The organism is Bacillus sp. 22190 (genome assembly GCF_052045575.1).
Lineage (GTDB): Bacteria > Bacillota > Bacilli > Bacillales > Bacillaceae > Bacillus > Bacillus altitudinis.
On sequence record NZ_JBQEPF010000004.1, the window covers coordinates 118,924 to 136,708 of the forward strand.

14 protein-coding genes are annotated in these 17,785 nt (G+C 41.2%); 10 read left to right on the forward strand and 4 right to left on the reverse strand.

Annotation, left to right across the window (positions count from 1 at the left end):
- Nucleotides 1-9: 9 nt before the first annotated feature.
- Complete coding sequence (locus tag ACTJKA_RS07145) at nucleotides 10-438, reverse strand: HIT family protein (RefSeq protein WP_171465144.1); 429 nt, start codon at nucleotides 436-438, stop codon at nucleotides 10-12.
- A 486-nt stretch (nucleotides 439-924) separates the two neighbouring features.
- On the opposite strand from ACTJKA_RS07145, the gene ACTJKA_RS07150 reads away from it, so the two are divergent.
- The 3 genes from ACTJKA_RS07150 to ACTJKA_RS07160 are packed head-to-tail and all read left to right on the forward strand — an operon-like array spanning nucleotide 925 to nucleotide 3,632.
- Nucleotides 925-1,665, forward strand: a complete 741-nt coding sequence (locus ACTJKA_RS07150; protein WP_008348877.1) for an ABC transporter ATP-binding protein — start codon at nucleotides 925-927, stop codon at nucleotides 1,663-1,665.
- Entirely contained in the window at nucleotides 1,658-2,878 is a 1,221-nt protein-coding gene (locus ACTJKA_RS07155; protein WP_046527139.1) for an ABC transporter permease, read from the forward strand. The genes ACTJKA_RS07150 and ACTJKA_RS07155 overlap by 8 nt, the downstream gene beginning before the upstream one ends.
- A 46-nt stretch (nucleotides 2,879-2,924) precedes the next feature.
- Complete coding sequence (locus ACTJKA_RS07160; RefSeq protein ID WP_017360311.1) at nucleotides 2,925-3,632, forward strand: EcsC family protein; 708 nt, start codon at nucleotides 2,925-2,927, stop codon at nucleotides 3,630-3,632.
- Nucleotides 3,633-3,661: 29 nt separating this feature from the next.
- On the opposite strand, the gene ACTJKA_RS07165 is transcribed toward ACTJKA_RS07160, so the two are convergent.
- Nucleotides 3,662-4,849 (reverse strand): M20 family metallopeptidase, encoded by a 1,188-nt coding sequence (locus ACTJKA_RS07165; RefSeq protein ID WP_050827107.1) that lies wholly within the window; start codon nucleotides 4,847-4,849, stop codon nucleotides 3,662-3,664.
- Between the two features lie 697 nt (nucleotides 4,850-5,546).
- Complete coding sequence (locus ACTJKA_RS07170) at nucleotides 5,547-6,032, reverse strand: antibiotic biosynthesis monooxygenase family protein (RefSeq protein ID WP_007497177.1); 486 nt, start codon at nucleotides 6,030-6,032, stop codon at nucleotides 5,547-5,549.
- Nucleotides 6,033-6,159: 127 nt separating this feature from the next.
- On the opposite strand from ACTJKA_RS07170, the gene ACTJKA_RS07175 reads away from it, so the two are divergent.
- The 7 genes from ACTJKA_RS07175 (at nucleotide 6,160) to ACTJKA_RS07205 (ending at nucleotide 16,422) form a co-directional block, all read left to right on the forward strand.
- Entirely contained in the window at nucleotides 6,160-8,295 is a 2,136-nt protein-coding gene (locus ACTJKA_RS07175) for a transglycosylase domain-containing protein (protein ID WP_017360307.1), read from the forward strand.
- A gap of 124 nt (nucleotides 8,296-8,419) precedes the next feature.
- Complete coding sequence (gene hemE / locus ACTJKA_RS07180) at nucleotides 8,420-9,478, forward strand: uroporphyrinogen decarboxylase (RefSeq protein WP_025207037.1); 1,059 nt, start codon at nucleotides 8,420-8,422, stop codon at nucleotides 9,476-9,478.
- 32 nt (nucleotides 9,479-9,510) lie between these two features.
- Complete coding sequence (gene hemH / locus ACTJKA_RS07185; RefSeq protein WP_045034863.1) at nucleotides 9,511-10,449, forward strand: ferrochelatase; 939 nt, start codon at nucleotides 9,511-9,513, stop codon at nucleotides 10,447-10,449.
- 22 nt (nucleotides 10,450-10,471) lie between these two features.
- Nucleotides 10,472-11,884 carry a protoporphyrinogen oxidase gene (gene hemY / locus ACTJKA_RS07190; protein WP_048002574.1) on the forward strand — a complete coding sequence of 471 codons (1,413 nt, stop codon included), beginning with the start codon at nucleotides 10,472-10,474 and terminating at the stop codon, nucleotides 11,882-11,884.
- 175 nt (nucleotides 11,885-12,059) lie between these two features.
- A complete protein-coding gene (locus ACTJKA_RS07195; RefSeq protein ID WP_026050070.1) occupies nucleotides 12,060-12,638 on the forward strand; it encodes a TetR/AcrR family transcriptional regulator in 579 nt (192 codons plus the stop codon).
- Between the two features lie 64 nt (nucleotides 12,639-12,702).
- Nucleotides 12,703-15,012 (forward strand): YhgE/Pip domain-containing protein, encoded by a 2,310-nt coding sequence (locus ACTJKA_RS07200; protein ID WP_268396906.1) that lies wholly within the window; start codon nucleotides 12,703-12,705, stop codon nucleotides 15,010-15,012.
- Between the two features lie 360 nt (nucleotides 15,013-15,372).
- Nucleotides 15,373-16,422, forward strand: a complete 1,050-nt coding sequence (locus ACTJKA_RS07205; protein ID WP_050827110.1) for a M42 family metallopeptidase — start codon at nucleotides 15,373-15,375, stop codon at nucleotides 16,420-16,422.
- A gap of 32 nt (nucleotides 16,423-16,454) precedes the next feature.
- On the opposite strand, the gene ACTJKA_RS07210 is transcribed toward ACTJKA_RS07205, so the two are convergent.
- On the reverse strand, nucleotides 16,455-17,744 hold the full coding sequence (locus ACTJKA_RS07210) for a cation:dicarboxylate symporter family transporter (protein ID WP_008348850.1): 1,290 nt from the start codon (nucleotides 17,742-17,744) through the stop codon (nucleotides 16,455-16,457).
- Between the last annotated feature and the right edge of the window lie 41 nt (nucleotides 17,745-17,785).

Consider the following 17,785-nt stretch of genomic DNA (forward strand, 5'->3'; position numbering starts at 1 on the left):
CCTCATCAATTAAGATGAGGTAAGGCGCGTATGGATGGCAGAAGAAATGTCTTTTAAATCCTCTGATGTATATTGATCTTGGTGAGATTTCCATACGGCACCAAAGCCGTCGCCTTTGCCATAACGCGGAATAATATGCATATGGTAATGGAACACAGATTGTCCGGCTTTTTCACCGTTGTTGTTCAGAAGGTTTAAACCAATTGGTTCAAATTCTTGTTTGATGGCTCTAGCGATTTTTGGAATCGCTTGGAAGTAATGATTAGACACTTCTGGTGTCATGTCATAAATGTTTTCTTTATGTATTTTCGGGATTACAAGGGTATGTCCTTTTGTTACTTGGCTGATATCAAGAAAAGCCAATACATTCTCGTCTTCATATACTTTTGCACATGGAATGTCTCCATCAATGATCTTGCAAAAAATGCAGTCGCTCACGCCATGTCACTCCTCATTATTTTTCCTTTATCGTATCACAAAAAGAAGCAAAAAAGAAAACAGGACAAGCGAACTCCTTTGGTCGCTCATCCTGCTCCTGCAGAAGAAATGCTGATGCTTTCATTTGATATGCCTTTTGAATTCTCTATTTACTGAAATAAAGAATTCATATGCCTGCTATTTCTGCCGTAAACACCTCATTTGACGTTTTGGTTCGTCGTATACATATTTGTATAGGACACAAAAATCAAGAATCAGTGAAGCAAAACAGAAGCTAAGGTTTTAGATGAAAAACCAATTTGTCATGCGGTCATTGCCTTTAACAAACACCTCATTTACGTATTGGTCATCAAGTTCATTTCTTCTACATACATTATGATGACCAGTATGCCGATGTTTTATTCATGAGTTGTCTATAGGTAAACATTTCAAATTGTCTTTCGTTTTTGGTACTATAAAGGAAAAAAGAAAGAAAGGAACGAACTGATGTCCCTTCTAACTGTAAAAGATGTAACGGGTGGATATACAAAGAATCCCGTTCTGAAAAATATTTCATTTGAATTAGAAAGAAACCAAATCGTTGGTCTCATTGGCTTAAACGGGGCGGGAAAAAGTACAACCATTCGTCATATTATTGGATTAATGAAACCTCATAAAGGGGTCATTGAGCTGAACGGACGAACCCTTCAAGAAGATCAAGAGGCGTATCGTTCACAATTTACGTTTATTCCAGAGACACCTGTCTTATATGAAGAATTAACGTTAAAAGAGCATTTAGAGCTGACAGCGATGGCTTACGGCCTTTCAAAAGAACAATTAGAAGAACGTCTGCCGTCTTTGCTGAAGGAATTCCGAATGGAGAAGCGATTGAAATGGTTCCCTGCTCATTTTTCTAAAGGGATGAAGCAGAAGGTGATGATTATGTGTGCGTTTCTTGTGGAGCCAGAGTTGTATATTATCGATGAGCCGTTTTTAGGGCTTGATCCGCTTGCGATCAACGCACTATTAGAACGTATGAATGCGGCGAAACAAAATGGCGCAAGTGTTCTGATGTCAACGCATATTTTAGCCACAGCGGAACGTTATTGTGATTCCTTTATTATTTTGCATGAAGGGGAAATTAGAGCGAAAGGAACACTGACAGAACTAAGAGAGCAGTTCAACATGAGAGATGCGACACTCGATGATCTTTATTTGGAATTAACAAAGGAAGAAAGCTATGAGTAAAACAACGCAAACCATTTGGAAATCACGATTAGAAGAACACGTACAAGAAACAAGAAAATATTTAAAATATATGTTCAACGATCATCTTGTGATTGTGCTCATTTTTTTCCTTGCAGGCGGGGCGAGCTGGTACAGTAATTGGCTGAAGCATATTCCAGCTCACTTCCCATCCTATTGGGTGATGGCAGTTGTTTTCTCATTGGTACTGACTAGTTCTTACGTGCGAACGTTGATCAAAGAGGCAGATCTTGTGTTTATGCTTCCTTTGGAAGCTAAGATGGACCCTTATTTAAAACAAGCGTTTAACTTTAGCTTCATTTCTCAGTTATTTCCTTTGATTGCCGTGTCCATTATTGCACTTCCGCTATATTCGGCTGTCTCCTCAGGCGATCTGATGCTATATGTGCTCATTTTGGCGCAAATGATCTTAATAAAAGGTCTGAATACAGCAATTCAATGGAGAATCACTTATTTTCAAGGGAAACATGTCAGATGGATTGATGCAGTGATTCGTTTTCTGCTCAATACAATGTTAATGTATACCGTTTTACAAGCAGCTTATGCCATTGCCATTGTTTTTTATCTTTTATATGCTGTCTATCTCATTTATCTAACAAATGCAGTAAAAAAACAGCCCTTTCAATGGGAATTGCATATTTCTGATGAGTTAAAACGAAAACAGCGTTTTTACCGCTTGGCAAACTTATTTACGGATGTCCCTCATCTAAAGAAACAAGTGAAAAGAAGGGCGTATATGGACTGGGTCTTGCAGTTTGTCCCTTATGAACAGAGTAAAGCTTTTTCTTATATGTATGTGAGGGCGTTTTTACGTTCAAATGACTATTTTGGTCTTGTGTTTAGGTTAACGGTCGTGTTTGTGCTCATCCTCTTGTATACGGGTGCAGCAGGCTGGGTGGGTGCATTACTTGTCTTGTTTACGGTCTTTATCACAGGTGTACAGCTTGTCCCGTTAACAAAGCACTTTGCTCATCTGTCGTTACAGGCACTTTATCCTGTGTCTCAGCAAGAAAAAGATCGAAGCTTTTTTGTTCTCGTACGAAATGTACTCATCATCCAGTCAATTGTACTGAGCTCCGCCGTTTTCCCAGCAGGTGGATGGAAGGGAAGCGGACTTGCTCTTCTCATTTCATTGGTATTTGTGCTTGTCCTCTTCAAGCCTTACGTACAAAGCAGATTAAAAAAGATGAGATAAGCATTTTTTACAGCGTGTGTATGATGTCACCAAGGAGGGAATTGGGATGAATGCAGCTGAACGGGAACTGTATGAAGAGGCCATTTTTTTTCAAATGCGTTTTTTAAGAAAACCATCCAAGATCGAGCGGTTTTCAAAAGGCGTTCAGCAGCAAGTGAATCGCCGAATCCCTGCTCGATTTCATCAAGTCATCACAAGTGCGGTGAAAACAATGGTTGAATCCACCGTATCAGGAAGCCATTTTACTTCATTTACAGTCATTGATGAACAATTGTCTATTGTAGAGCGAAATGAGCTGGCAAAGGAAAAGGTGACATATTATCAAAAGGCCGCTGCGATTGAAGGAATTGGCACAGGTGCGGGTGGATTGTTTCTCGGAATGGCGGATTTCCCTCTCCTTTTGAGTATTAAAATGAAATGTCTTTATGAGCTTGCCTGTATATATGGATTTGATTTGTCTCAAAAAGAGGAAAGGCTCTTTTTGCTTTGTATTTTTCAACTCGCCTTTTCAAGCAGTACACACCGTCAAAAAATGATGAAACTCATTGAAGAATGGGAAACAACCCGGGAAGAAATGGATTGGTATAGCTTTCAGCAGGAATATCGAGATTATATTGATCTTGTGAAGCTGTTTCAATTAATGCCTGTGGTCGGTGCCGCTGTTGGCGGGGTGGCAAATCATCAGCTGACAGGACAGCTTGGTGAAGTCGCACGCCATGTGTTTCACTTGAGAGTGTTGAAAGAATCGAAATAGAAAAGCCGCTGCCCAGCAGCGGCTTTTTTTCATTCATCGTAGGAAAGGACGGCATGAGCGATTACCTTTGCTGCGACAGGCATTGCGTTTTCGTTAATATCAAATTTTGGATGGTGGTGTGGATACACATCTTGGCTGTTTTCTGGCATAGCGCCTGTGTAGAAGAAAGTACCAGGAACATGCTGAAGGTAGTAAGCAAAGTCTTCTCCGCCCATTTGGGTTTCGGCTTCTTTTACTTCTGTGACTCCTTCTGTCTGTTTGGCTATTTCTGCTATATATTCAGTTGGTGCAGGGTGATTTTTGACTGCAGGATAGCCTCTTACATATTCATAAGTATAAGAAGCATCGTGCATGTGGCAGACACCTTTCACCACCTGTTCAATTTCACGTTCAATGATATGGCGTGCACTCTCTTCAAAGGAACGTGCAGTACCTGTCAGCACGGCCGAATCTGCAATGACGTTAAAGGCATTTTCAGCGACAAATCCCCCTACAGATACAACCGCAGAATCAATCGGGTTGACTTTACGGGCCACGACCTGCTGAAGATTGGCTACAATTTGTGAACCGATGAGTACGGCATCTTTCGTCAGGTGCGGCTGTGCGCCATGTCCGCCTTTCCCTTGCACTTGAATAGAGAAACGATCGGCGGCTGCCATAAAGTTCCCGCTTTTATAAAGAACAGTGCCGCATGGCTCTGAGGACCAAAGGTGGGTGCCGAAAATGACGTCAACACCGTCTAAACAGCCATCTTCAATCATTGGTTTCGCACCGCCGGGGGCATATTCTTCAGCGTGTTGATGAATGAGGACGATTTTTCCTTTTAATTGATCTCGGTGCTCATGTAAGATCTTCGCTAAGACGAGAAGTGTTGCTGTGTGGCCATCGTGACCGCATGCGTGCATGACGCCAGGTTTTGTTGAACGGTAAGGTACATCCTTTTCATCATGAATGGGAAGTGCATCAAAATCAGCTCTCAGTGCAATGGTCGGTCCAGGGGAAGTTCCTTCAATAAAAGCGAGTACACCATGTCCGCCTACATGTGTGCGTGTTGGGATATGTAATCTGTCATAATATTGAGCGATGTAAGCAGCTGTTTCCTCTTCCTGAAAAGAAAGTTCTGGATTCATATGGAGATAGCGTCTAATTTCAACCATTTCCTCATAATGTTCATCAAGACGTTCATTGATCCTTTTGTGTAAAGTGGATACTGTCATTGATCCGAAAACCTCCTTTAGGCTCTTTTACTGATTGTATGGTAATTGTTAGAATCTTTCAACAGAAGAGGATGTCGAGAATGACAGAAAAGGTCATTTTACATAAAAGTCGAAGGTTAAGTATGAAGCTTGAAAAAGGGGGAGTGGCATTGGGAAGCTGTCCAAATTGTTCAAAAGCATTTTCTTTCGTCGAAAAATTTCATTTATCGCATACGAGAATGATGCTTTGTCCAAGCTGCCGGCATCAAATCAAAGAAACGTTCGTTTCGAAGATGAGCTTTTTGATGATTTGTTTGATTCCACTGTTGGTACTACTTATTCAGATGAAAGGTGCTTCACCTATGCTCAAATGGCCCATCTTATTAGGATGGATCCTGCTGAATTTTTATGTACTTCAGCCAATCATTCATCGGTACGAGCTTAGAGATAAGCGTTGAAAGCCCAGCAGTAGAAGGGCTTTTTTTTATGAAAAAAAGAAGTGCGAAGAGCAGCACTTCCCAGCGTGTAGACAAACCCTCGCATTCTTTGTCAGTCCTGCGTGCTGGTGCTCACGAATGTCAAATTCGCTCCGCTCCAGTACTCGTCCTTCCTAGACTGCAAAGGTTTTCTATCACGCTGAAAAGAAGACAAAGGGCTAAAATCAAGTTCATTTTAGCCCTTTGTCAACAATCTAAGAAGTGCGAAGAGCAGCACTTCCTTAATGGTCTATGACGGCATGATAGGATGTCAGATAGGCAGGACGAGAGAAGATGGAGCCAGTATCCTCGTGCGGCTGAAAGAAGGCTTCTGACTCTTGAAAGTCTTGAAATAAGTCTTCAGATTCCCAAAGGGTCAAAATTAAGTACACTTCTTCATCCTTTTTTGGTCTTAACACACGAAGCGCCTGAAAGCCGCGCTGGTGTTCTGACATATTTGTTTTTTTCTGAAAGGTGGATTCAAAAAGTGCTCTGCTTTCGAGCTTTACAGGGATATGATTCAGCGTGACAAAGCCAGATTGGACGAGCTCACCTTTTGTATAAATCACATCATAGGCATGGGGTGCTTTAAAGACTGTCTCACCCTCCGTTTCATGAAAAAGAGCCGCTTGTTCCTTACCGACCGTATAAAGCAGATTTTCAAGATGATGTTTTTTTGCGATTTTTTGCAAAAAGTCTGCTGTTCCATATGTAATATAGAAATTCATCTAAACCGCCTCCTGCTTGATAGTATAACAAAAGAATGATATATAATTCTTTGGTAGTCAATCCATAAAACATATTATGAAGCAATACATCCCATACTATCCGTATAAAGGAATGAGGTGACCTAATTTGAAGAAAAAGAAGATAATCATTCCATTAGTCATTGCAGGAAGTACAATCGTGCTTTCATTTATTGGCTATCTGACCATTTTATTTTTAGGACATTATGTCATAGACGAAAAGAAGCTCGTTTTTCACGCTTCCTCGAAAATCATTGATCAGAATGGAAAAGAACTCACAAGCATGTATTCAGAAAATCGGGACCCTGTGTCATTAAAAGAGGTCCCAGATAAAGTGGCGAAAGCTTTTGTTGCTGTAGAGGACAAGCGCTTTTATGAGCACCACGGAATTGATGCACAATCGATTTCAAGGGCGGTTTATCGAGATATATTAGCAGGTGGAAAGGTAGAAGGCGGCAGTACCATCACCCAGCAGCTCGCCAAAAATATCTTTCTCACAAATGATAAAACGTTTCTTCGAAAAACAAAAGAAGTCATTATTGCGATCAATTTAGAAAGAGATTATTCAAAGGACAAGCTGCTTGAAATGTATTTGAATCAGCTTTACTTTGGTCATGGCGTCTATGGGATCCAAGCAGCGGCCAATTACTATTTTAGTAAAGATGTAAAAGATCTCACTGTCAGTGAAGGAGCTACACTTGCTGCCATGCCAAAGGCACCTTCAACGTATTCCCCTGTTCTACACCCAGATAAAAATAAACAAAGACGGGATACCATCCTGAATTTAATGAATGAACAAGGATATTTGTCTTCTACAGAAACAGTTGAAGCAAAAGGAAGAACACTTGGTATTCATTTAAAAAAGAAATCAGAAACCCCTTGGGTGGACAGTTATGTAGATCTCATGATTAAAGAAGCAGAATCACAGTATTCGATTTCGCATGAACAATTGCTTCAAGGCGGCTATACTATTACCGTACCAATCGATATGAATTTGCAAAAAGTTGCCTATGATGCGATGAAAAACAATCGTTATTTCCCGGGAAAAAGCGGGTCACCTGAAGGCAGCGCTGTGTTTATTGACAACGCATCTGGTGGTGTAAAAGCAGCAATAGGCGGACGAGAATATCAGGCAAGAGGCTATAACAGAGTCACAGCTGTTAGACAGCCTGGTTCTGTCTTTAAGCCGATCGCAGTATATGGTCCAGCGATGCAGGAGAAAAAATTCAGACCGTATTCACTGCTTGAGGACAAGGAAAAAAGCTATGACGGCTATTCTCCAAAGAACTACGATGGACAGTACGAAGGCAGGGTCACGATGGTAGAGGCTCTCATGAAAAGTAAAAATACATCTGCCGTATGGACGTTAAGCCAGCTTGGCATCGATACGTCTAAATCCTATCTTGAGAAAATGGGAATGGATATTTCGGATAAAGGACTTGCCATAGCGCTTGGCGGTTTAGAAAAAGGGGTTTCTCCGTTGCAGATAGCTGGAGCATTTCATACATTTGCAAATGAAGGCGTCTATAAAAAGCCGTTCTTCATTCAGAAAATCACGAATGATGATGGTGAAACCGTTGAAAAAAATCGAAACAAAGAAGAACGAGTGTTTAGCGTACAAAATGCTTGGAATATGACAAGAATGCTTCAACAGGTCGTCAAAGGCGGAACCGCTCAGAGCGGATCATACGCTGGAGATTTGGCTGGTAAAACAGGCACAACTACGTATTCCGGTGTCAAAGGGGCAACGAAAGATGCTTGGTTTGCTGGCTACACGCCTAGTACAACAGGGGCAATCTGGATGGGGTATGACAAAACGGATAACAGTCATTATTTAACTGGCGGCAGTCAGTATCCAGTGCAGTTAATGAAAGATATTTTAACGACAGCCCAAATAACCAATGAAACATTCCAAAAACCAGAGGGAATTAAAGAACTTCAATCGCCAATCCATTTAGAAGGACTGTCAGGCTTTGAAGCACGTTATGCATTTAAAATCAAAGGGCTCTTTACATTGGAGCTGTCATGGGATGAACAGGAAGACAAACGCGTTGAATATCGTATTTATGAAAAGAGAAATGGAAGCGAGACCCTGATCGATTCTGTAACAGGAACAAACAGCTACACAATGCCGTATGCAAATGTGTTTTCAGATGCGCAGTATAAGGTTGTTCCATACAATACTCAAACACAAGAAGAAGGCGAAGGTAGTGCTTATATCAAGCCAGAGGCTTTTGGACGTTAATATTCGGCGATTTTTTGAACATTGAGCCGCTTTAGTATACCGAGCCCTGAAAAAGCGGTATAGTAAAAGCAGTGTTTGAGCCTTATACAAAGAGAGTGTGAGGCGAAAGGTGGAATGAAAGGTAATGGGAAAAACGAAGGCTTTTAATGACACGTTCTTAAAGGCGTGCAAAGGGGAAAAAACAGACCATGTACCAGTTTGGTATATGAGACAGGCAGGACGCTCGCAGCCTGAATATCGTGCCCTTAAAGAAAAATACGGGCTATTTGAAATTACGCATCAGCCAGAGCTATGTGCTTACGTAACAAGACTTCCTGTAGAACAATATGGTGTAGATGCCGCTATTTTATATAAAGATATTATGACTCCGCTTCCAGCTATTGGTGTGGATGTTGAAATTAAAAATGGAATTGGACCAGTGATTGACTCGCCTATTCGGACAAAGGCAGATATCCAGCGTCTTGGAGAGCTTCATCCTGAAGAAGACCTGCCGTATGTGCTTGATACGATCAAGCTGTTAACAGAGGAGCAGTTGAATGTTCCGCTGATTGGTTTCGCAGGTGCACCTTTTACGATGGCAAGCTATATGATCGAAGGCGGTCCATCTAAAAATTATCATAAAACAAAGGCGCTCATGTACAGTGAGCCAGAGACATGGATGCTTTTGATGAATAAATTAGCCGATATGACGATCACATACATACGCGCTCAGGTAAAAGCAGGCGTCCGAGCATTTCAAATCTTCGACTCTTGGGTTGGCGCTTTAAATGCAGCAGATTACCGGACCTTCATTAAGCCTGTCATGCAGCGTATTTTCACAGAGCTGAAGTCTGAAAACGTACCAATGATTATGTATGGTGTCGGTGCGAGCCATCTGGCGAAAGATTGGCATGACTTGCCGCTTGATGTCGTTGGACTGGATTGGCGTATGAGTATAGACGAAGCGCGAAAAGAAGGCTTAACAAAAACGTTACAAGGAAACCTTGATCCAACGATTTTACTTTCTCCTTGGGAAGTGATTGAAGAAAGAGCAGCAGCGATTTTAGATCAAGGGATGAAATCAGATCAATTCATCTTTAACTTAGGTCACGGGGTATTTCCTGATGTCTCACCAGACACGTTAAAGAAGCTGACTGATTTTATTCACGATTATTCAGCTAAACATAAAAAGACATCCATCTAAATGATTTCAAATGATCTGAAGGAGTGTTGGTTGTGGAGAAAAAGAAAATGGGGCTACTTGTCATGGCATATGGCACCCCATATAAAGAAGAAGACATTGAACGTTACTATACACATATCCGTAGAGGCAGAAAGCCAGAGCCGGAGATGCTGCAAGATTTAAAGGACCGCTACAAGGCAATTGGCGGCATTTCTCCTTTATCCAAAATTACAGAACAGCAGGCAAATGGTTTGTGTGAACATTTGAATGAGATCCAAGACGAGATTGAATTTCATGTATACATTGGGTTAAAACATATTGAGCCTTTCATTGAAGATGCAGTCGCTGACATGCACCGAGATGGCATCACAGAAGCGGTGAGTATTGTCCTTGCACCGCACTTCTCCACATTTAGTGTGAAATCGTATAACAAACGTGCACAAGATGAAGCAGAAAAGCTTGGCCATCTGAACATTACTTCTGTTGAAAGCTGGTACGATGAACCGAAGTTTGTGGACTATTGGGTGAAACAAGTGAAAGAGACGTATGCATCCATGAGTCAGGAAGAAAGAGATTCAGCAGTGCTGATTGTGTCTGCACACAGTCTTCCTGAAAAAATTATTGCAGCAGGGGACCCATACCCTGAACAGCTTGCACAATCTGCAAAAATGATTGCTGAAGGTGCAGGAATTGAGCATTATGAAATTGGCTGGCAAAGTGAAGGCAATACGCCTGATCCGTGGCTTGGACCAGACGTACAGGATCTCACGCGTGACCTATTTGAGCAAAAAGGCTATAAAACTTTTGTATACGTGCCTGTTGGATTTGTCGCTGATCACCTTGAAGTGTTATACGACAATGATTATGAATGTAAAGTCGTCACGGATGAAATTGGTGCAGCCTACTATCGTCCAGAAATGCCAAATGCGAAACCAGCATTTATTGATGCACTGGCAACAGTCGTATTAAAGAAGCTTAATGAAAGCAAGTAATCATATAAAAGAAGGCGATCCTATGCATGACAATCAAAAACACCTTGTCATCATTGGCGGTGGCATCACGGGTTTGGCCGCCGCCTTCTATTTGGAAAAGGAAATTGAAGAAAAAGGCCTTCCTCTCCAAATATCTCTTATTGAAGCGAGTCCTAGGCTAGGTGGAAAAATTCAAACATTATATAAAGACGGTTATATCATTGAACGTGGACCCGATTCATTTTTAGAAAGAAAGGTCAGTGGACCCCAGCTGGCAAAAGATGTTGGGCTATCTGATCAGCTCGTCAATAATGAAACAGGGCAAGCGTATGTATTAGTCAATGAAACCCTTCATCCGATGCCAAAGGGCGCTGTCATGGGCATTCCAACTCAAATCAGTCCTTTCATTACAACTGGGCTTTTTTCAGTTGCCGGAAAAGCACGTGCAGCGATGGATTTCGTTTTGCCAAAAAGCAAACAGACAGAAGATCAATCTCTTGGGGAATTTTTTAGAAGACGTGTGGGTGATGAAGTGGTGGAGAATTTAATTGAACCGCTACTATCAGGCATTTATGCTGGTGACATTGATCGCCTGAGCTTAATGTCTACCTTCCCGCAGTTCTATCAAACAGAACAGAAGCATCGTAGTTTGATTCTTGGGATGAAAAAATCACAGCAGCATGCAAAAGCGCAACAAGTGACAGCGAAAAAGCAAGGACAGTTCCAGACAATCAATCAAGGGCTGCAAGCACTTGTTGAAGCGGTCGAAAGTAAACTCAAGCTGACGAAGATTTACAAAGGGACAAAAGTGACCCAGATCGAAAAAGCCGAGGGAGGCTATGGCGTTCAATTAGACAGCGGTCAAACGCTTTTTGCAGATTCTGCCATTGTGACAACTCCTCACCAATCGATCTATTCCATGTTTCCAAAAGAAGCAGGGCTTGAGTACTTGCATGACATGACATCGACTTCTGTTGCAACAGTTGCACTCGGATTTAAAGAAGAGGATGTTCACAATGAATATGATGGTACTGGTTTTGTCATCTCAAGAAATAGTGATTTCTCCATTACAGCATGTACGTGGACAAATAAGAAATGGCCTCACACTGCACCTAAAGGAAAAACATTGCTCCGTGCATACGTCGGGAAAGCTGGCGATGAATCAATTGTCGAACAGTCTGATCATCAAATCGTGAGCATCGTGCTGGAGGATTTGAAGAAAATCATGGATATTAAAGCAGATCCAGAGCTGACGACAGTGACTCGCTGGAAAACAAGCATGCCGCAATATCATGTGGGTCATCAAAAACAGATTTCGACGATGAGAGAAACGTTTAAGCAATCATATCCTGGTATTTATATCACGGGTGCTGCATTTGAAGGTGTTGGGATTCCTGATTGTATTGATCAAGGAAAAGCTGCCATCTCAGAAGCTGTATCTTATCTATTTTCATAAAAAACAAACTCCCTTTTCTGTCATGGAAAGGGAGTTTTTCATGTTCGTATGTTTAGAAAAGAGTGGTGAATAATAAAATTGAACAAAGTTGTTGCATCTGACGAAAAAGATGTGGTATATTACTTTCTGTACTTAATGACCGAAACGTTCAAATAGTCATTTTGGGAGTGAGATCATGAGTGTTGATAGGAGACAAATGATTTTAGATGGAGCAACAAAGGCATTTACCCAGTTCGGGTATAAAGCCACGACAATGGACCTTGTAGCAAAGCTTGCCAACGTCGGAAAAGGAACGATTTATACCTTTTTTAAAAACAAAGAAGAGCTGTTCGATGAAATTTTCACATCACTGTTAATGGAGATGAAGAAAATTGCAGATGAAGCAATAGATGAGAAGAATAGTTTCTCTGAAAACCTTCACTTAGCACTCTTTGCAATATTAGAATTTCGAAAAAACCACCAGCTTACAATTAAAATCTTTCAGGAAAATGCGGAGCTTGGCACATCAGCAGTGAAAGAAATGATTGAAAAAATGGAGCAGATGATCATTCGCTATATTAAAACAAAAGTAAAAGAAGCGATTGAAAAAGGCGACATTAAGCCCTGTGATCCTGAATTGACGGCATTTGTGATGGTGAAACTATATATTGCACTTATTTTTGACTGGGAAAAGCGATATGAGCCTTTAACAAAAGAAGAGGTCGCTGAATCGCTCGAGCTTTATGTACTAAAAGGACTGTCTGCAACAACATAATTTTTTTTAAGTTCAAATGACCGAATTCTTAATTTAGTCATTCATCAATGGGAGGAAAACAGCAATGAATGTAATTCGGAATCAATGGAAAGACATTGTGACGAGCAAAAAACTACTGATCCCGATTTTAGCTGTCTTATTTATTCCACTGATTTATAGTGGTGTATTTTTAAAAGCTTACTGGGATCCATATGGTACAGTTGATCAATTACCTGTAGCGGTTGTCAACTTGGATGAAGGCAGTCATTATGACGGCAAAACCCTTCAAGTGGGCGATGATTTAGTGAAGGAATTGAAGAAAAACGATAGTTTTAAATGGCATTTTGTTGATAGTGAAGAAAAGGCCATCAAAGGGTTAAATAACGAAGACTATTATCTCGTCGTCGAGATTCCGAAAGATTTCTCGAAAAATGCGAGTACAGTACTAGACAAACATCCGAAAAAATCGAATCTGAAATATTATACGAATCCAGGCGCAAACTATGCTGCGTCTCAAATTGCGAATAACGCCATTATCAAATTAAAAGATTCGGTTTCAAAGGAAGTCACAGAAAATTATGCAGAGGTCATCTTTGATAACTTCAAAACGATTGCAAAAGGATTAGATCAAGCAAGCGATGGAGCGAAGAAAATTGATGACGGAACAAAAAGCGCAAAAGACGGTAGCCAAAAGTTAAAAGACAATCTGGCGAAATTGGCAGAAGGAACGTTAACGTATAGCGAAGGTGTTCATCAGTTTGCAGGAAAAATGGGTGAACTGAACACTGGAATTCAATCTCTTGATAGCGGTCTTGGTCAGCTCTTAACAGGCTATCAAACGATTGATCAGAAATTTGGTGAACTTGGCACAGGAATTGATACATTGACCGAAGGGTTAAACACAAGCCGTGAAGGACATGAGCAGCTTTCTTCTAAAATGCCGCAATTCACAGCAGGCATTGAGCAGCTGAACAATAAAGCACAGTCATTTTCAGAAAAAATCGCTGCTGTGGAGAAAGTATTGTCTTCACCTGAATTAGCGAATCTTGAAAAGATGGCGCCTAAGATTGATCAGGTGAAAAAAGATGCAAAAACGTTTAGTACCAAACTTGCTTCTTTAAAAGAAGCATTATCTAATCGAGATGCAAAAGTAAAAAGTATTATTCAAAACAGCTCGATGACAGATGAAGAGAAAAAGGCGGCAATGGATCAACTAGACAGTCTTCCTACAATCGAACTGCCTGATTTGTCTGGGCTTGAGCAAAGTTTAGCGGCGCTGCAGGAACTGCCTGACGCAAGTGAAGTTCAGTCTGCGGTTGCATCTGCAAAAGCACAGCTACAGCAAGTCAAGCAGCTGCCAGAGAAAACAGAACAGCTGTATACATCAACAGTCGCCATACAAAATGCGATTGATCAAATGACATCCGGTACGAATAAATTGTATCAAGGTGCACTGAAGCTTCAAACGGGTCAAGGGAAATTACAAGATGGCCTGCAAACAGCAAATGGAAAGCTTGATACAGCGAAAAGTGGTGCGGATAAACTGGCAAACGGATCAAGCCAGCTTAGTGCAGCATTGAATAAACTAGAAAGTGGATCAGCGAGTATCCAAAGCAACTCATCTAAACTGGCTGAAGGGTCAAAATCCCTTGATAAAGGATTAGGTGACTTAAAAAGTGGAACTGGAAAGCTTTCTGATAAGCTAAAAAGCGCTGCAGATGAAACAGGAGAGATTGATGCGGGGCAGGACAATTACAATATGATTGCAAGCCCAGTCAAAACAGAGAATGATACAGCGAAAAAAATTGATAACTATGGAACAGGGCTCACACCATATATTTTATCAATGGGACTCTTTGTTGGAGCTCTTATGCTAACTGTTGTATTCCCAATGAAAGATCCTGCTGGACGCCCTAGAAATGCGTTTGAATGGTTTGTCAGCAAATATAGTGTGCTTCTCTTAGTCGGTATCTTGCAGGCAGTGATTGCAAGCTCCATGCTGATCTTTGGACTTGGACTTGAAGTGGAAAGCCTCTGGCGCTTCTATCTCTTTGCAATCATCGTCAGTCTGACATTCCTAGCGATCATTCAGCTTCTTGCGACGACGATGGGGAATCCAGGACGCTTCATTGCCGTCATTATCTTGGTTCTTCAGCTTGCAGCAAGTGCGGGTACATTCCCGCTTGAGCTTGTACCAAAATTCTTCCAAGTCATTCACAGTCTGCTTCCAATGACGTATACCATCAACGGATTTAGAACGATCATTGCAAGCGGTGATAACAGTTATTTATGGCACCAAGCAGCGATTCTTGGAACAGTAGCCATCATCATGATGGCTGCAACAACAGCATACTTTGCTTGGAACATAAGAAAAATGAAACAAGAAGAAGCATAATCAAAAAAACCTTTCTCTTTCATGAGAAAGGTTTTTCATTTCAGATTGTTGACAAAGGGATAAAATGAACTTTATTTTATCCCTTTGTCTTCTTTTCAGCTCAGCGTGATAGAAAAACTTTGAATACTAGGAAGGACGAGTACTGGCGCGGAGCGAATTTGATATTCGTGAACACCAGCACGCAGGACTGACACCGAATGCGAGGGTTTGTCTACACGTTGAAACCTTTCTCTTTCATAAGAAAGGTTTTTTTCTATTAGAAATTAGACATCAGGAACCCGAAGCGATATATTTTAAGAAGGATGCTGAAAAAAGGCATGCTTGGAAAGAATTTCTTTTAGATGAAGGAGGATATGCCGAATGACAACGGAAGTAAATGAAACGGTTCAGCTTATTCAAAAGCTTGTGTCAATCCCAAGTCCATCAGGAAATACTGAGAAAGTGATTGGCTTTGTCGAACGTTTTTTACAAGATTTAAATATTGAAACGAAGCGAAATCGAAAAGGCGGATTAATTGCCACCCTAAAAGGAACAGATGACAAGGAACACCGCATGTTGACAGCACATGTCGATACGCTCGGTGCGATGGTCAAAGAAATTAAATCAAATGGTCGGCTGCGTCTTGCACTCATTGGAGGCTTTCAATATAACTCGATAGAAGGCGAGTATTGTGAAATTGAAACAGTAACAGGCCGTACATACACAGGTACCATTCTGATGCATCAAACGTCCGTTCACGTATATGAGGATGCTGGAAAAGCGAAGCGAAATCAAGAAAATATGGAGATTCGCTTAGATGAAAAAGTGAAAAATGCAGACGATGTGCAAGCACTCGGCATTCAAGTAGGAGACTTTATCTCATTTGATCCTAGAGTGGAAGTGACATCTTCAGGTTTTATTAAATCAAGACACCTTGATGATAAGGCAAGTGTGGCGTTGTTGCTGAGATTGATTCACCGCATTCAAACAGAGAACATCACATTGCCGCATACGACACATTTCTTAATTTCAAATAATGAAGAAATCGGATACGGTGGGAACTCGAATATCCCGGAAGAAACGGTGGAATATTTGGCTGTTGATATGGGAGCCATCGGTGACGGTCAATCAACTGATGAATACAGTGTGTCAATATGTGTGAAGGATTCTAGCGGTCCTTATCACTATGGTCTGCGCAAACATTTAGCCGCATTAGCTGAGGCAAATAAGATCGATTACCGCCTTGATATATACCCTTATTATGGTTCAGATGCGTCAGCAGCGATTCGAGCAGGGCATGATATCATTCATGGACTGATTGGACCTGGCATTGACTCTTCGCATGCCTTTGAAAGAACCCATGAAGACTCATTGATTCATACGGCCAATCTTCTGTACCACTATGTTCAAAGCAAATTAATCACAGTATAAAAAAAGAACCCCGATCGCGGGGTTCTTTTTGATTAGCTTGAAAGTTGTGTTGGCTCAGGTACATCTTGTCCAGTCATCACGCGGTGTCCTTTTTCAGGGTCATATTGCCCTTCCCATTTAGACATCACGACAGCTGCAAGTGCATTACCAGTTAAGTTGACAACGGTTCTTGCCATATCCATGATACGATCAACACCTGCAATAAAGGCTAGACCTTCAGCAGGAACACCGATCGTTCCAAGTGTTGCAAGTAATACAACAAAGGATGTACCAGGAACGGCAGCCATTCCTTTTGATGTCACCATCAATACAAGGATTAGTGTGAGCTGCTGTACGATCGTGAGGTCAATGCCATATACCTGCGCTAAGAAAAGCGCCGCAATGGCTTGATACAAGACGGAGCCGTCTAGATTAAACGTATAACCAATTGGGATAACAAAAGAAACAATTCCTTTTGGACACCCGATGCGCTCCATTTTATCCATGACTCTCGGTAAAACTGTTTCAGAGCTGGATGTACTAAAGGCGAGAAGCATTTCGTCTTTCATGTAAGCAAGAAATCTGAAAATATTGACGCCAATCATCTTTCCAATAATTCCGAATACAACGATAAGGAAGAGAGCGAGCGCAAAATAAACAAGACCTACGAGCTTACCTAATGAAACAAGAGATTCAAGACCAAATTTTGATACTGTCACACCAATGAGCGCGAACACACCAAATGGTGCAGCTTTCATCACAACATTGACGACATGGAACATCGCATGTGACACACCTTCAAAGAAGGCGAGCACTGGTTTGCCGCGTTCACCAATCGCTGAAACGCCAAGTGCGAATAATACAGTGAAGAAAATAATCGCAAGCAAATCACCTTCCGCCAATGATTGGAAGAAGTTCGTCGGAACGATATGAAGGAACGTATCAGCAACTGATTTACTGCTTTGTTCTTTTTCCGTTTCAACATACTGGCTAATATCCTGTTTTTCTGTATGTCCAAAGTCAACGCCTGCACCTGGTTGAACAAAGTTCGCAAGCACAAGACCAAGGATGATCGCAAACGTTGTGATAATTTCAAAATAAAGAATGGTTCTAAAACCAAGCTTCCCTACTTTTTTACCATCACCCGCACCTGCAACACCTAAAATTAAGCTAGATACGACAATCGGAATGACAATCATCTTAATGAGTCGTAAGAAGAAGTCTCCAATTGGTTTTAAATATGTCTCAACACCAGGGTTACCGAAAAAGATCGCACCAACCACGACACCGAGAATAAGACCGATTAGGATTTGAGTAGCTAATCCAAATTTTAATTTTTTCATAGATTTCCTCCCTAACATATTCATTAAAGGAATATTCCCAT

Excerpts from the sequence above, each read along its gene's own strand:
- ACTJKA_RS07165 (WP_050827107.1), bottom strand. The coding sequence starts at position 4,849 with ATGACAGTATCCACTTTACACAAAAGGATCAATGAACGTCTTGATGAA.
- ACTJKA_RS07195 (WP_026050070.1), top strand. The coding sequence starts at position 12,060 with ATGAGTGTTGATAGGAGACAAATGATTTTAGATGGAGCAACAAAGGCA.
- ACTJKA_RS07200 (WP_268396906.1), top strand. The coding sequence starts at position 12,703 with ATGAATGTAATTCGGAATCAATGGAAAGACATTGTGACGAGCAAAAAA.
- ACTJKA_RS07150 (WP_008348877.1), top strand. The coding sequence starts at position 925 with ATGTCCCTTCTAACTGTAAAAGATGTAACGGGTGGATATACAAAGAAT.
- ACTJKA_RS07155 (WP_046527139.1), top strand. The coding sequence starts at position 1,658 with ATGAGTAAAACAACGCAAACCATTTGGAAATCACGATTAGAAGAACAC.
- hemE (WP_025207037.1), top strand. The coding sequence starts at position 8,420 with ATGGGAAAAACGAAGGCTTTTAATGACACGTTCTTAAAGGCGTGCAAA.
- ACTJKA_RS07170 (WP_007497177.1), bottom strand. The coding sequence starts at position 6,032 with ATGAATTTCTATATTACATATGGAACAGCAGACTTTTTGCAAAAAATC.
- ACTJKA_RS07160 (WP_017360311.1), top strand. The coding sequence starts at position 2,925 with ATGAATGCAGCTGAACGGGAACTGTATGAAGAGGCCATTTTTTTTCAA.
- hemY (WP_048002574.1), top strand. The coding sequence starts at position 10,472 with ATGCATGACAATCAAAAACACCTTGTCATCATTGGCGGTGGCATCACG.
- ACTJKA_RS07205 (WP_050827110.1), top strand. The coding sequence starts at position 15,373 with ATGACAACGGAAGTAAATGAAACGGTTCAGCTTATTCAAAAGCTTGTG.
- ACTJKA_RS07210 (WP_008348850.1), bottom strand. The coding sequence starts at position 17,744 with ATGAAAAAATTAAAATTTGGATTAGCTACTCAAATCCTAATCGGTCTT.